General features: G+C 62.2%; 13 protein-coding genes, 1 tRNA gene and 1 pseudogene. 5 read left to right on the top strand and 10 right to left on the bottom strand.

The annotated features are described in order from the left end of the window. Window positions 1-58: 58 nt before the first annotated feature. From hemW to K225_RS0107235, 5 genes are all read right to left on the bottom strand, one after another. Window positions 59-1,312: a radical SAM family heme chaperone HemW gene (gene hemW / locus K225_RS0107255; protein WP_026435789.1), complete on the bottom strand. Its 1,254-nt coding sequence runs from the start codon at window positions 1,310-1,312 to the stop codon at window positions 59-61. A 148-nt stretch (window positions 1,313-1,460) separates the two neighbouring features. Next, window positions 1,461-2,063: an RdgB/HAM1 family non-canonical purine NTP pyrophosphatase gene (rdgB, locus tag K225_RS0107250; RefSeq protein ID WP_026435788.1), complete on the bottom strand. Its 603-nt coding sequence runs from the start codon at window positions 2,061-2,063 to the stop codon at window positions 1,461-1,463. Window positions 2,064-2,106: 43 nt separating this feature from the next. Continuing rightward, window positions 2,107-2,835, bottom strand: a complete 729-nt coding sequence (rph, locus tag K225_RS0107245; protein ID WP_026435787.1) for a ribonuclease PH — start codon at window positions 2,833-2,835, stop codon at window positions 2,107-2,109. 160 nt (window positions 2,836-2,995) lie between these two features. Continuing rightward, window positions 2,996-3,898 carry a PP2C family serine/threonine-protein phosphatase gene (locus tag K225_RS0107240; RefSeq protein ID WP_026435786.1) on the bottom strand — a complete coding sequence of 301 codons (903 nt, stop codon included), beginning with the start codon at window positions 3,896-3,898 and terminating at the stop codon, window positions 2,996-2,998. Next, on the bottom strand, window positions 3,895-4,911 hold the full coding sequence (locus K225_RS0107235; RefSeq protein ID WP_026435785.1) for a serine/threonine-protein kinase: 1,017 nt from the start codon (window positions 4,909-4,911) through the stop codon (window positions 3,895-3,897). Before K225_RS0107235 ends, K225_RS0107240 begins: the two co-directional genes overlap by 4 nt. Before the next feature lie 75 nt (window positions 4,912-4,986). On the opposite strand from K225_RS0107235, the gene K225_RS0107230 reads away from it, so the two are divergent. From K225_RS0107230 to K225_RS0107215, 4 genes are all read left to right on the top strand, one after another. Then, window positions 4,987-5,904, top strand: a complete 918-nt coding sequence (locus K225_RS0107230) for a YicC/YloC family endoribonuclease (RefSeq protein ID WP_202900029.1) — start codon at window positions 4,987-4,989, stop codon at window positions 5,902-5,904. Between the two features lie 36 nt (window positions 5,905-5,940). Further along, window positions 5,941-6,561, top strand: coding sequence for a guanylate kinase (gmk, locus tag K225_RS0107225; protein ID WP_026435783.1), 621 nt, complete (start codon window positions 5,941-5,943; stop codon window positions 6,559-6,561). A 16-nt stretch (window positions 6,562-6,577) separates the two neighbouring features. After that, window positions 6,578-6,781, top strand: a complete 204-nt coding sequence (rpoZ, locus tag K225_RS0107220) for a DNA-directed RNA polymerase subunit omega (protein WP_005794722.1) — start codon at window positions 6,578-6,580, stop codon at window positions 6,779-6,781. A 94-nt stretch (window positions 6,782-6,875) separates the two neighbouring features. After that, complete coding sequence (locus K225_RS0107215) at window positions 6,876-9,155, top strand: bifunctional (p)ppGpp synthetase/guanosine-3',5'-bis(diphosphate) 3'-pyrophosphohydrolase (RefSeq protein ID WP_026435782.1); 2,280 nt, start codon at window positions 6,876-6,878, stop codon at window positions 9,153-9,155. Window positions 9,156-9,184: 29 nt separating this feature from the next. Here the strand turns inward: K225_RS0107215 and greB are convergent, their stop codons facing one another. The 4 genes and pseudogenes from greB to mdeB form a co-directional block, all read right to left on the bottom strand. Then, a complete protein-coding gene (gene greB, locus K225_RS0107210; RefSeq protein WP_026435781.1) occupies window positions 9,185-9,754 on the bottom strand; it encodes a transcription elongation factor GreB in 570 nt (189 codons plus the stop codon). 79 nt (window positions 9,755-9,833) lie between these two features. After that, a tRNA-Arg gene (locus K225_RS0107205) sits at window positions 9,834-9,910 on the bottom strand. Between the two features lie 179 nt (window positions 9,911-10,089). Beyond that, window positions 10,090-10,224: pseudogene (locus K225_RS0107200) on the bottom strand (biotin/lipoyl-containing protein); the annotation flags it as partial. Beyond that, window positions 10,212-12,827, bottom strand: coding sequence for an alpha-ketoglutarate dehydrogenase (gene mdeB / locus K225_RS0107195; protein ID WP_026435779.1), 2,616 nt, complete (start codon window positions 12,825-12,827; stop codon window positions 10,212-10,214). The gene mdeB and the pseudogene K225_RS0107200, both read right to left, overlap by 13 nt. A 107-nt stretch (window positions 12,828-12,934) precedes the next feature. Between mdeB and K225_RS0107190 the strand changes: the two genes are divergently transcribed. After that, window positions 12,935-13,417 carry an Lrp/AsnC family transcriptional regulator gene (locus K225_RS0107190; protein ID WP_026435778.1) on the top strand — a complete coding sequence of 161 codons (483 nt, stop codon included), beginning with the start codon at window positions 12,935-12,937 and terminating at the stop codon, window positions 13,415-13,417. 647 nt (window positions 13,418-14,064) lie between these two features. On the opposite strand, the gene K225_RS0107185 is transcribed toward K225_RS0107190, so the two are convergent. Continuing rightward, window positions 14,065-14,320, bottom strand: a 256-nt coding sequence (locus K225_RS0107185) for an ATP-binding protein (protein ID WP_026435777.1), incomplete at its 5' end; no start/stop codon positions are given.

The following is a 14,320-nucleotide window of genomic DNA, read 5'->3' as shown; positions in this document are numbered from 1 at the left end:
GCTGGAGGCCAATTTCATGCCAACCACATCCCACAGAATGGGACGGTGTGCCAGGCGGTCAGTCGGCCAAAAACAACGCCTGCAGATCGTTCAGAAAATCGAATCCACGCTCGGTGGGGCGCACATGGGCCATGTCGCGGGTGATCAGGCCCTTGCGTTCGGCTTCCTCCAGCGCGTTGGCAATGGCGGTCAGGGGCAGGCCCGTGCGTTCCACAAAGTCCTGCAGCGCAAAGCCCTCGCGCAGGCGCAGCGCATTGAGCATGAACTCGAACGGCAGGTCGGCACGGCGCACCTCCTCGTCCTGCGCCAGGGCGTGGCCCGCCAGTGCGTTGTCCATGTACAGGCGCGGATCGCGAAAGCGCGTCTGGCGCACCACGCGGTGGGCAAAGCTGAGCTTGCTGTGCGCACCCGCGCCCAGCCCCAGGTAGTCGCCAAACTGCCAGTAGTTGGTGTTGTGAAAACACGCATGGCCCGGCCGGGCGTAGGCCGAAATCTCGTAGCGTGCCAGCCCGGCTTGCGCCGTCATCTCGGTGATGCGGTCCAGCATGGCGTAGGCGTCATCGTCCGCAGGAATGGCGGGCGGAAACTTGGCGAAGTAGGTGTTGGGCTCGATGGTCAGGTGGTAGATGGAGATGTGCTGCGGCGCCAGCGCCAGCGCCGTGGCCATGTCCTGCTCCAGTTCGGGCAGCGTCTGGCCCGGCAGCGCGTACATGATGTCGAGGTTGAAGGTGTCGAAAGCGCTGGCCGCCTCCTGCACGGCGGCCAGGGCCTGGGCGCGGTCGTGCACCCGGCCCAGGGCCTGCAGGTGCCTATCGTTGAAGCTTTGCACGCCCACCGACAGGCGCGTGACACCCGCCGCGCGAAAGGCGCGGAACCGGTCTTTTTCGAAGGTACCGGGGTTGGCCTCCAGGGTGATCTCGCAATCGGCGGCCAGCGGCAGGCGCGCGCGGATGTCACCGATCAGCCGGTCGATGGACCGGGGTGAAAACAGGCTGGGCGTGCCACCGCCGATGAAGATGCTGTGCACGCTGCGACCCCACACCAGGGGCAGCGCCGCTTCGAGGTCGGCCACCAGGGCGTCGAGGTAGCGGGCCTCGGGCAAGGCGCCCGCAGCGCCCACGCCACCGGCATCGCGCCACTCGTGCGAGTTGAAGTCGCAATAGGGGCACTTTTTCAGACACCAGGGCAGGTGCACATACAAGGCCAGCGGCGGCAGGCTGGTGAGCTGCAGCAGCCCCGGTCGCATGTAGTGCTGAATGTCGCGCACCACGGCGGGGGCGGCATCCGTGGTAGGAAGGATGGGGATAGCCATTGAAAGCATCAAAGGTTCAGAGCGCTCACGCCGCAGCAGCCGCTTGCGGCATGAGCGGCCCTACGCGCGACCGCCGCGCAAGGGCCGCCCCGCCGTGCTGGCGGTGTCTCCTTGGGGGGGAAGGCGCGAAGCGACTCAGGGGGGTACTTCATACAAACCAGCGCTCGCGCATCAGCGCCAGCATCTGCTGCGCCGCACGGCCGCGGTGGCTGTGGGCGTTCTTGACTTCGGTGGGCAGCTCGGCAAAGGTCTGACCGAACTCGGGGATGAACATCACCGGGTCGAAGCCGAAGCCGTTGCTGCCACGCGGCGCGCGCGTGATCTCGCCCACCACGCGGCCCACGGCAATCAGGGGCTCGGGGTCCTGCGGGCTGCGCACAGCCACCAGGGTGCTCACCATGGCGGCGCGGCGGTTGTCCTGGCCCTGCATCTGCTCCAGCAGGGCGCGCACGTTGGTGTCGTCACCCTTCTCGTAGCCGAACTGGGTGGCGTAATAAGCCGTGTCCACACCGGGCAGGCCGCCAAAGGCGTCCACGCACAAGCCGGCGTCGTCGGCCAGCGCGGGCAGGCCGGTGTGCGCGCTGGCAAACCGCGCCTTGGCCAACGCGTTCTCGACGAAGGTGCGGTGCGGCTCTTCGGCCTCACCCACGCCCAGGTCGGCCTGGCGCACCAGCTCAATGCCCAGCGGCGCCAGCATGGCCTGCAGTTCGACCAGTTTGCCGCGGTTGTTGGAGGCAAGAACGAGTTTCATAGTAAAAATGGCCCATAGCGCTTATGCAAAGCGCAATTAGCTACTACTTTAATAGCGATTGTTGTTGCAGACTCACCAGTTCGGCAACGCCCTTGTCGGCCAGTGCCAGCAGCTGGTCCATCTCGGCCCGGGTAAAGGCCACACCCTCTGCCGTTCCCTGCACTTCCACGAAGTGGCCCGCCCCCGTCATGACCACGTTCATGTCGGTGTCGCAGCCCACATCCTCCACATATTCCAGATCCAGCAGCGGCATGCCCTGCACGATGCCCACCGAGATGGCGGCCACCGGCCCCAGGATGGGGCTCGCCGCGATCTTGCCGCTGGCCAGCAGCTGGCTCACGGCGTCCTGCGCCGCCACCCAGGCGCCGGTGATGGCGGCGGTGCGCGTGCCCCCGTCGGCCTGGATCACATCGCAGTCGAGCTGGATGGTGCGCTCGCCCAGCAGCTTCAGGTCAAACACCGCCCGCAGCGAGCGGCCAATCAGGCGCTGTATCTCCTGCGTGCGACCGCTCTGCTTGCCCTTGGCCGCCTCGCGGTCGCTGCGCCGGTGCGTGGCGCGGGGCAACATGCCGTACTCTGCAGTCACCCAGCCCTCGCCGGTGCCGCGCTGGTGCGGCGGCACTTTTTCTTCCACCGAGGCCGTGCACAGCACCTTGGTATTGCCAAACTCGATCAGCACCGAGCCCTCGGCATGCATGGTGTAGTGGCGCGTGATGCGCACGGGGCGCAGCTGGTCGGCGGCTCGGCCGTCGGTGCGGTTGAAAGTGGTCATGTGGTTTCCGGTGTCAAAAATGGGCAGACCTCCTGCATGGCCCCAGGCCCCTGCCATGCTCGCGGCCCAGGCCTGCAACCGCCGCGCTGGCAGTACCCCCTATCCCGAACTGCCACGCCAATCGAGAGAAGGGGGCGGCGCGAAGCGGCTCAGGGGCTTGTCATGCTTTGCGTGCGGCGGACTGGCGGATGGCTTCGTTGATCTCGGCAATGGATCGCTCAATGGCATCATCGTCGAGGTCATCCACCAGCCCATCGAGCGGGCCGGCCTGGATGGTCGAGGCGAAAACATCGTCGCTGATACTGTCGGTCGATACCCCTTGCGTGGACTCGAAGGTGTCAGGGGTTTCCCACTCGAATGCCACCACGGTGACGTTGTCACTGCCCTCGCCGGCCTTGCGCAAAGCGTTCTCGACCAGATCGGGCACCGCATACGACACCGTCTGCTGGCTGAGCTGGGTGGCAATGTCCTCATCGCTGAGCGAGCCCCACAGGCCGTCCGAGCACAGCAAGATGCGATCGCCCTGCTCCAGGTAAACGGGGCCGGTGACGTCGTAAATGGGCTTGGTGGGCGAGCCCAGGCAGGTGAACAGCACGTTGCGATTGATGCGGTCCAGCCCCGGCGGCGGCGCATTGCGCAATTCGAGGTAGGAATGGTCGCGCGTGCGGCTCAGCAACTCTCCATCGCGCACCATGTACAGGCGCGAGTCGCCGCAATGGATCCACGACGCGGCGCCGGCCTGCACCACGGCAGCCACCAGCGTGGTGCGCGGCGTGTCGAGCATGCCTTTGTCGGAGGCATAGCGCAGGATCTGGTGGTGGGCCGCCAGCAGGGCGGACGACAGGAACTCCTGCACATTGTCGAGCTGCGGTTTGGCCTGTCGCTGGAACAGGGACGCAATGGTTTGCAGCGCTATCTGCGCAGCCACCTCGCCCTCGGGGTGCCCGCCCATGCCGTCGGCCAGCACGAACAGGCCCGCTTCGCGCGTGTAGCAGTAACCCATGCGGTCTTCGTTCTTCTCGCGTCCCCCGCGGCGGCTGATCTGGAATACAGAGAATTTCATTTGGGTTTGGCCCCGATTCCCGTGGCTTCACCCACTTTTTGCACATTTTTCTTGGTGTCGGACACCAGGGTGTCGAGCTGCAGACGCATTTTCTCGGTCACCGAAAGCTTGGTATAGCGACGTTCGCCTTCGCGGCTGAGCTCTTTTTGCAGCGCAAACACCGACTGCGGGCGCGACAAGGGATCGAGCGCCATGCACCACTCCACTACCTCGATGAGGTTGTCCGAATACACGCCACGCAGCTTGGTCAGCGCCAGCGACAGGCGGTCTTTCTCGATGCGCTGGGGCGCCTCGTTGGGCGGAAAGCCCTGCATGCAGGCGTAGATGCAGGCGCCAATCGCATAAATATCGGTCCAGGGGCCCATGGACGAATCGCGCCGGTACATCTCGGGCGCGGCAAAGCCGGGGGTGTACATGGGACGGATGAAGTTGCCCTCTTTGGACAGCACTTCGCGCGCGGCACCGAAGTCGATCATCACGGCCTTGTTGTCGTCGGTGATGAAAATGTTGGCGGGCTTGATATCCAGGTGCAGCATCTTGTGCTGGTGCACGATGCGCAGGCCGCGCAGCACCTCGTCAAACAGCGAGCGGATGGTGGACTCGCGAAACACCTTCTGCGTCTTGAGGTCGCGCGCGGTGATGATGAAATCCTGCAGGGTGGCCCCCTCCAGGTAGTTCATCACCATGTAAACGGTTTCGTTTTCACGGAAGAAGTTGAGCACGCTGACCACCGAGGCGTGCGAGATCTGGGCCAGCGCGCGGCCTTCCTCAAAGAAACTCTTGAGACCCAGACGGTAGAGCGACAGCTTTTCGGGTGGCACCCTGGGCAGCAACTCCCCCGGGGCACGGGTGGCCAGGGAGGATGGCAGATACTCCTTGATGGCGATCTGCTGGCCTTCGGCATCCAGCGCCAGATAAACCATGCCAAAACCACCGGAGGACAACCGGCGTACCACACGGTAGCCCCCAATGGTGGTATCGGGAGGCAATGGCGCCGGCTTGATTTTTGACATATTTTGCGAAGATGACGCGGGTGTAGAGCGGAACCCGGATAATCGCCGGATCGCAAGCAACCATCAAAAAGTCCAATGCCAGTTTACAGCATGACCGGATACGCCAGCGCTCAGCATGGCGCCTCTGCCACTGGCGCTGATACCGACACCCGCGCCCCCCACGGCCGCCGGCTGGGGCTTGAAATCCGCTCGGTCAACAGCCGCTTTCTGGACCTGTCGTTCCGTCTTCCCGACGAACTGCGCGCCCTGGAACCTGTCTTGCGCAGTCTGCTGACCGCGCAGCTCAAGCGGGGCAAGGTGGAAGTGCGTGCCGCGCTGGAAAACGACGATGGCAGCAGCCTCCAGGATCCGGCGCCGCGCCTGCTGCAACGCATCAACTCGCTGCAGGATGCCGTGAAATCCTGGTTGCCCCAGGCGGCGCCCCTGACTGTCGCGGATGCGCTGCGCCTGTGCGCCAATGCCGGCGCTGGCCCCGAGGACTGGAGTGAGGCCGTGCCCCCCCTGGCGGAGCAGGCCCTCGCACAATTGCTGGCGGCACGCGCACGCGAAGGCGAGCGTCTGGCCGCCATGCTGCACGACCGGCTCGGCCAGCTGCGCAGCCTGGCGCAGCAGGCGGGGCCCATGGTGCCCCTGCTGGTCGAGCAGCAACGCCAGCGTTTCATGGAGCGCTGGAAAGAAGCCATGGCCCTGACCGACGGCTCCACCCTGCCCGAAGCGGCACGCGACCGCGCGCTCACCGAGGCCACGGCCTTTGCCATCCGCATCGACGTCGCAGAAGAAATCACGCGCCTGAACTCGCACCTGGACGAAATCGAGCGCTTGCTCCAAAAAGGCGGCGAAGTCGGCAAACGCCTGGATTTTCTGATCCAGGAACTGCACCGCGAAGCCAACACCCTGGGCTCCAAATCGGCAGCCCTGGACCTCACCCGCATCAGTGTCGACATGAAGGTGTTGATCGAGCAGATGCGCGAGCAAGTGCAAAATATCGAGTAATACTCATTTTTTGATAGCACCCAGCGAACATCACCCATGGATTACCCTGGAAATCTCTTTGTCGTGGCGGCTCCCAGCGGTGCTGGCAAATCCAGCCTGGTCAAGGCACTTCTCGAACTCGACTCCCACGTTCACCCGTCCATTTCGCACACCACCCGTGCACCGCGCGGGCAGGAAAAGCATGGCCGCGAGTACTTTTTTGCGTCAGAACCGGAGTTCGACGCCATGGTGCAGGGCAACGCCTTTGTGGAATGGGCCAGGGTGCATGGCAACCGCTATGGCACCTCCAGGAAGGCCATCGAGGAGCGCATCGCACAGGGCTCGGACGTGATCCTGGAAATCGACTTTCAGGGGGCGCTGCAGATCAAGAAAGCTTTTGCCAACGCCATCCTCGTCTTCATCCTGCCGCCGAGCTGGGAAGAGTTGCGCTCGCGCCTGGAACGGCGGGGTGAAGATTCGGCGGATGTCATTGAAGTTCGCCTCAAGAACGCAGCCATAGAGATGGCCCAGGTGAGCAAATTCGACTTCGTTATAATCAACGAGTTGTTTGAGCGCGCGCTTTTCGACCTGAAAGCCGTAGTTCACGCCCAGCGACTCAAGTACGCCGCCCAGCGCCGCGCCCGTGCTGACACCTTCCAGTCGCTCAATATCACCTGATTCCCGGAGAACACCGATGGCACGCATCACCGTAGAAGACTGTCTGGAAAAGATTCCCAATCGCTTCCAGCTCGTGCTCGCCGCCACATACCGCGCGCGCATGCTGAGCCAGGGCCATGCCCCGCGCATCGAAAGCCGCAACAAACCCGCCGTGACGGCCCTGCGCGAAATCGCCGAAGGCAAGGTTGGCCTGGAAATGCTGAAGAAGGTTCCCGGTTGATTGTTCAACCGGCACCTTGGAAAAAAAGCACCGCACAGCGGTGCTTTTTTTTGCGCTATGGGCGTCTCCTGCACTGCCGCGCTACATTTAAGGCATGAACGCGGTGCTCAATTCATTTTCTGCAACGCAAATTCGGCCCGACGACAACCCCGTCTCGGGCACGGTCAGTGCGTCAGCGGCAGCCGCCAATGCAGCGGCGGCCAGTTTTGCCGCGCTCACAGACCGCCTTGATTACCTGGACCCCGCCAGCATCGAACTGGTGCGACAGGCCTACCGCTTTGCCGACGAAGCACACCTGGGCCAACTGCGCAACAGCGGCGAACCCTATATCACCCACCCGATCGCCGTGGCTGCGTTATGCGCCAGCTGGAAGTTGGACGCCCAGGCATTGATGGCGGCACTGCTGCACGACGCCATGGAAGATTGCGGCGTGACCAAGGCCGATCTGATTGACCGCTTTGGTGCCCCTGTGGCCGAACTCGTGGATGGACTCACCAAGCTCGACAAGCTTCAGTTCAATACGCGCGAGGAAAACCAGGCCGAGTCCTTCCGCAAGATGCTGCTGGCCATGGCGCGCGATGTTCGCGTGATCCTTATCAAGCTGGCAGATCGCACGCACAACATGCGCACGCTGTCCGACATGCCGCGCACCAAATGGAGCCGGATTTCTTCTGAAACGCTGGAGATCTATGCACCGATCGCCCACCGGCTGGGCTTGAACCAGACGTATCGCGAGTTGCAGGATCTTTCCTTCCGGCATTTGCATCCGTGGCGTTATCACACCCTCTCCAAGGCGATCAACAAGTCGCGCAACCGGCGCCGTGACCTGGTGCAGAGGGTGCAGGCGGAAGTGGATGCTGCATTTTCCCGCATTGGCATGTCGGTTCGCCTGGCAGGGCGCGAGAAAACACTGTATGCCATCTACCAGAAGATGGATCTCAAACATCTGAGCTTTGCACAGGTTACGGACATCTATGGCTTTCGGGTGATTGTTCCCAACGTCACGGACTGCTACACGGCCCTGGGCATCCTGCACCAGATGTACAAGCCGGTGCCAGGAAAGTTCAAAGACCACATTGCCATTCCCAAGCTCAATGGCTACCAGTCACTGCACACCACCCTGGTAGGCCCTTCGGGCGTGAACATCGAGTTCCAGATGCGCACTGACGAAATGCACGTGGTTGCGGAGGCAGGTGTTGCGGCACACTGGCTTTACAAGGCCCAGGACAGCGACGGCAACGCGGCCGAGCGCCTGGGCACGAAGTGGCTTCAATCGCTGCTCGACATCCAGAACGAAACACGCGATGCCGCCGAGTTCTGGGATCACGTCAAGGTCGACCTGTTCCCGGATGCCGTGTATGTCTTCACGCCCAAAAGCCAGATCATGGCCATGCCACGGGGGGCGACCGTTGTCGACTTCGCCTATGCCATCCATAGCAACGTGGGTGACCGCACCACTGCGGGCAAGATCAACAATGAATTGGTGCCGCTGCGCACCGAGCTGAAAAATGGCGATGTGGTGGAAATCATCACGGCCCCCGTCTCTACACCCAATCCGGCATGGCTCGGGTTTGTACGAACGGGCCGTGCACGGTCCAAGATACGTCACTATCTCAAGACCCTGGCGCAGACAGAATCGGAAAGCCTGGGCGAAAAGTTGCTGACCCAGGCCCTGCGTGCCGAAGGCCTGGTGAGCCTCCCACCCATGGATGCCGAAACCCAGCCCATGTGGGACAAGTTGCTGCGCTTCACCGGAAACCGTACGCGCAATGAGCTGATGACAGACCTGGGCCTCGGCAAGCGCATCGCCAGCATTGTGGCCAAGCGCCTCATGGTTCTGATGTCGGAGCATGGACACCGGCCCGATGCGCTGCTCATGACCCGCGAACGCTATACATCCCATGAAACACTGTCTCAGGGTGCGGTGACGCTGGATGGCAGCGAAAATGCTTCAGTCCAGTACGCACACTGTTGCCGCCCCGTCCCCGGGGACAGCATTGTCGGATACCTCGGCCGCGGAGAGGGTCTGGTGGTTCACAATGCGCATTGCAGCGTAGCCAAACGGCTGCAGCACAAGGACAGCGAACGCTTTATCGCCGTGGACTGGTCAGACGAACCCGCTCGCATGTTTGAGACGGGAGTGGTGGTTACCGTAAGCAACGGCAAAGGTGTGCTGGCACGCGTGGCCGCAGAACTCGCCAATTCGGAAGCCGATATCACCCACGTGGACATGGACGACGAGGCAGCGCTGGACACCACAGATCTGCGCTTCGTGGTGGCGGTGCGGGATCAAGCCCATCTCGAAACAGCATTGCGGGGCCTGCGGCGCACACAGGCCGTGATTCGAGCGTCTCGCGTCATCCCGCAGGCCTGATGAAACAACGGAACATCGGCAATACAGTGTCAGATCCCCTTTTGCACTGGTTTGCCGGGGTACCGGACGCCCAGCACTTCCAGGCGATGCAAGCCGCTCGGTGCGGCCAGTGAAATTTCGTCACCCACCCTGGACTTCAGGAGCGCACGCGCTACCGGGGATATCCAGCTGACCTGACCACGTTTGCCATCGGCCTCATCAATCCCCAGGATGGTGACAGTACGCTCCACACTGCCATCTTCCAGGTACGTAACGGTCGCGCCAAAAAACACCTGGTCGCCTCCTTGGTGGATGGCTGGATCCACGATCTCCGCGATCTCCAGGCGTTTGGTCAGAAACCTGATACGCCGGTCAATTTCGCGCAACCGCTTCTTGCCATAGAGATAGTCCCCGTTCTCGGAACGATCGCCATTGCTGGCAGCCCAGTGAACGATGTCCACGATCTTGGGGCGCTCGGTGTCGATCAACGCCAAGAGCTCCGACCGCAGTCGAGCGTAACCTTGCGGGGTGATGTAGTTTTTTCCACCGACCGGAAGCGGTGGTGAAGTCAGATCACCATCGTCGTCGGCATCCGCTTCCTTGGTAAAGGCTTTGCTCATGGCTGCATCTTGCCCGAAAGAAGAAAAGCAATCGGCAAATGAAAAAGCCTGCAACTTTTCAGTTGCAGGCTTTAAACATTGGTGCGGCTGGCAGGAATCGAACCCACGACCCCTTGGTTCGTAGCCAAGTACTCTATCCAGCTGAGCTACAGCCGCTAAGCTTTGAATTATAGCATGAAAATCAGATCTATCTGAACTTCACACTATTTTTGACAACCACTCACAGCATCAGCTGCGCCAGCGTTCAATCATTCAAATCACAGCTGCAATTGTAATGCAACCGGACGGGGCCCTCCTCCAGATTCATGAATTTTCTTGTTCAAGAAAGCTGGGGTCGAGGCCCTGTCCGACTCCACGGTGATCAGGCTCTGCTCGGCCTTGATGGTGTCGCCGGGTGGAACCAGCACTTCGATGATGGCCACTTCGTCGATGTCGCCGATGTCGGGCACCTTCGCTTCTACGATACCCATGCATTCACTCCCATGTCGGCCAGGGCGCGTGCCACGATGCTTTCCGCATCGACCTTGAAGAAAGAGCGCAACGCCGCGCGCGTGTCGCTACGGCCAAAGCCGTCGGTGCCCAGCGTGCTGTAGCGCCGGCCCTGCGGCATGAAGGCGCGCACGCTCTCTGGCACGGCGCGCACGTAGTCGGTGGCGGCCACAATGGGGCCTGCGCTGGCGGCCAGCAATTGCGCCACGTAGGCATCAGCTCCGCGGGCCTCCTGCGCCATGCCATCGCGCGCCAGCTCGCTCCAGCTGGTGATGCTGAACACGTCCACGCCAATGTTGTGGTCAGCCAGCTGCTGGGCGGCCTGAACCACTTCGGTGACGATGGCGCCCGAGCCCAGCAAGGTGACGCGCTCGCCACCCTGTGGCCCGTAGCTGCCGAAGTGGTAGCCACCGCGCAGCACGCCCCCGGCCGCGCCTTCGGGCAGGTCAGGGTTGGCGTAGTTCTCGTTCATGAGCGTGACGTAATAGAACACGTCCTGCTGCTCGACCAGCATCTCGCGCATGCCCGCGTCGATGATCACGGCCAGCTCTCCCGCAAACGCCGGGTCGTAGGCCTTGCAGTTGGGAATGGTGGCCGCCACCAGGTGGCTGCTGCCGTCCTGGTGCTGCAGACCTTCGCCGCTCAACGTGGTGCGGCCCGATGTGGCCCCCAGCAGGAAGCCGCGTGCGCGCTGGTCGGCGGCGGCCCAGATGGCGTCGCCCACGCGCTGGAAGCCGAACATGGAGTAGTAGATGTAGAACGGCAGCATGGCCAGGCCATGTACGCTGTAGCTGGTGGCCGCGGCCGTCCAGCTGGCGATGGCACCGGCCTCGCTGATGCCTTCTTCGAGGATCTGGCCTTCCAGCGCCTCGCGGTACGAGAGCACCGAGCCGATATCTTCGGGCGCATAGCGCTGGCCGACGCTGCTGTAGATGCCGACCTGCTTGAACAGGTTGGCCATGCCGAAGGTGCGCGCCTCGTCGGCCACGATGGGCACGATGCGCGGGCCCAGCTCCTGGTCCTTGAGCAGGGTGCCGAGCATGCGCACGAAGGCCATGGTGGTGCTCATCTCCTTGCCATCTGCCTTGAGCGCGAACTGAGCGTAGCGGTCGATCGCGGGTACCGGCACCACGGCGCACGCGGTCTCGCGCTGCGGCAGGGCGCCGCCCAGCGCCGCGCGGCGCTCGCGCAGGTAGTGCATTTCGGGGCTGTCATCTGCGGGCTTGAAGAATTCCAGCCCCTTGGCCTGCTCGTCGGTGAGTGGCAGATTGAAGCGGTTGCGAAATTCGATCAGATCGGTCTCGTCCAGCTTTTTCTGGCTGTGCGTGGTCATCTTGCCCTGGCCCGCGCTGCCCATGCCGTAGCCTTTTTTGGTTTGCGCCAGGATGACGGTGGGCTGGCCGGTGTGGGCCGCCGCAGCCGCATAGGCGGCATGGATCTTCACCAGGTCGTGACCACCGCGCTTGAGGCGGTCGATCTGCTCGTCGGTCATGCCCTGGGCCAGCGCTGCCAGCTCGGGGTTCTGGCCAAAGAAGTTGTCGCGGTTGAAGCGGCCATCCTTGGCGGCAAAGGTCTGCATTTGCCCGTCCACCGTATTGGCAAAGGCGCGCACCAGGGCACCGGTGGTGTCGCGGGCAAACAGGCCGTCCCAGTCGCTGCCCCAGACCAGCTTGATCACATTCCAGCCCGCGCCGGCAAAGAGCTTCTCCAGCTCGTCGATGATGCGGCCGTTGCCGCGCACCGGGCCGTCCAGGCGCTGCAGGTTGCAGTTGACCACCCAGACCAGGTTGTCGAGCTTCTCGCGCGCAGCCAGCGTGAGCGCGCTCATGCTCTCGGGCTCGTCCATCTCGCCATCACCGAACACGCCCCAGACCTTGCGCGCGCCGCAATCGAGCAGCTGGCGGTGCGTGAGGTAGCGCATGAAGCGCGCGTGGTAGATAGAGCTGATCGGGCCGATGCCCATGGAGCCGGTGGGGAACTGCCAGAAGTCGGGCATCAGCCACGGGTGCGGGTAGCTGGAGAGGCCGCGCGCGCCGCTCTCAGGCGCGGTGATCTCCTGGCGGTAGTGCATCAGATCGGCCTCGCTCAGACGGCCTTCGAGGTACGCGCGGGCGTACACACCGGGCGCGCTGTGCGGCTGGAAGAACACGAGATCACCGCCGTGCGTGGCGTTGCGCGCATGGAAGAAGTGGTTGAAACCGGTCTCGAACAGATCGGCCGCGCTGGCGTAGCTGGCGATGTGGCCACCGAGTTCGCCGTAGGCCTGGTTGGCACGCACCACCATGGCCAGCGCGTTCCAGCGCATCAGCGAGGCCAGACGCTCCTCAATGGCAAGGTCGCCGGGGAACACCGGCTGCTGCTCAACCCCGATGGTGTTGATGTAAGGCGTGTTCAGCTCAGGCTGCCAGCCCATGCGCTGCGCGCGTGCCAGGCGGGCAAGTTCATCCAGGATCTGCCGCACGCGTGCCGAACCTTCGGTGGCGGCCAGCGACAGCAAGGCATCGCGCCACTCCTGGGTTTCTGCTGGATTGGTGTCTGCCGCAGTCAGCTGGGTGAAATGGCTCTGCTGGGTCATATCGTTCATGACAAGGGTCTCCTGAGAAGATCACGACTGTAGGGATCAATGGCAGGCAGTTGATATTGAATTGCGATGCATAAAATAGAAAAAAGGCATAAAACACCGCCAATACCATGAGGCAAAGCACAAATCACTTCGATGCTACCGATCTGAAGATTCTGTCCGAGCTTCAGGCTGACGCCAGCCTGTCCAATGTCGAGTTGGCCCGCCGGGTTCACTTGTCGCCCTCTCCCTGCCTGGCCCGCGTGCGGGCGCTGGAAGCACGGGGGTTGATCCGGCAATACGTGGCGTTGCTCGACGCGCAACAGCTGGGGCTGCATCTGAACGTGTTCATCTCCATCAGCCTCAAGCAGCAGAGCCGCCAGACTCTGCAGGAATTTGAAGAACGCATCACCATCCGTGATGAGGTAATGGAGTGCTACCTCATGACGGGGGATGCCGACTACCTGTTGCGTGTGGCAGTGCCTGACATGCCCACGCTGGAGAGCTTCATCCTGGAACAGCTCTCGCCCATTGCCCAGGTAGAGAAAATCCGCTCCAGTTTTGCACTCAAGCAGGTGCGCTACAAAACTGCGTTGCCACTGCACAACCTGTGATGAACCGCCCCGGAGCGAGGGGATGGCGAGTCTTTGAGCATCGTGTGCACGATGGGTGTCGTGGACACGATCTTGCGCAGAGGGATGTGCCCCATCAAGATGGGATCGCCAGCTGCTTGCGTTAGATGAAGGGTTTCCTCGATCTCTCTCCGAAGCTGCTGCTCTCCAGCCAAATCATGCACACAAGCCCGCACGCCGCGGCTCGCCTTCAACAGAGAGCCATTCCCCCACTGCCCGTTGGTTTGCTGCTGGAATCTGGGGTGAGTGTGCACTCTGGCCAGACCATTGAAGGCCCCACCGAGGAACTATTTCGTTGCCGGTGCTGGCGCTGCATTTGGGCAACTTGCCTACAGATGGCCGACAAGTACCGGAAAAGAAAAAACCCCGCTACTTTTTAGATAGCAGGGTTTCCTTATCTGTCTTGGTAGGGCGTGGCGGACTTGAACCGACGACCAAAGGATTATGAGTGGTAGTGAGCACTCACTTACGCTGCCATCGGCACCAGCAAAGAAAGAAGTATAACGACTCCGCCTAACTGCCGTACACCTCAAGAAACTCAAGGGCGCATGCAGTCTGTTGATTTCCATGCAACCGTAACCCACCATTTCCATCTCGATCTGACCCACCCTGGTTCGTGAACTTGATATTCACGTTGTGGATAAGTTCTTGACTGTCATCTCCTTCTTGGTGGTCTGTGGTGGTTGCTGTGCAGAGCTGTTCTTGAACCGGAAGCTGTCATTGCCGGTTTCCAGAATATGGCAGTGATGCGTGAGCCGGTCCAGCAGTGCCGTGGTCATCTTCGCGTCCCCGAACACACTGGCCCATTCGCTGAAGCTCAGGTTGGTGGTGATCACAACGCTGGTGCGCTCGTACAGCTTGGACAGCAGGTGGAACAGCAAGGCA

It is taken from the genome of Acidovorax sp. JHL-9 (genome assembly GCF_000426205.1).
Taxonomy (GTDB): Bacteria; Pseudomonadota; Gammaproteobacteria; order Burkholderiales; family Burkholderiaceae_C; genus Acidovorax; species Acidovorax soli.
This window is presented reverse-complemented; position numbering and strand designations above follow the sequence as displayed.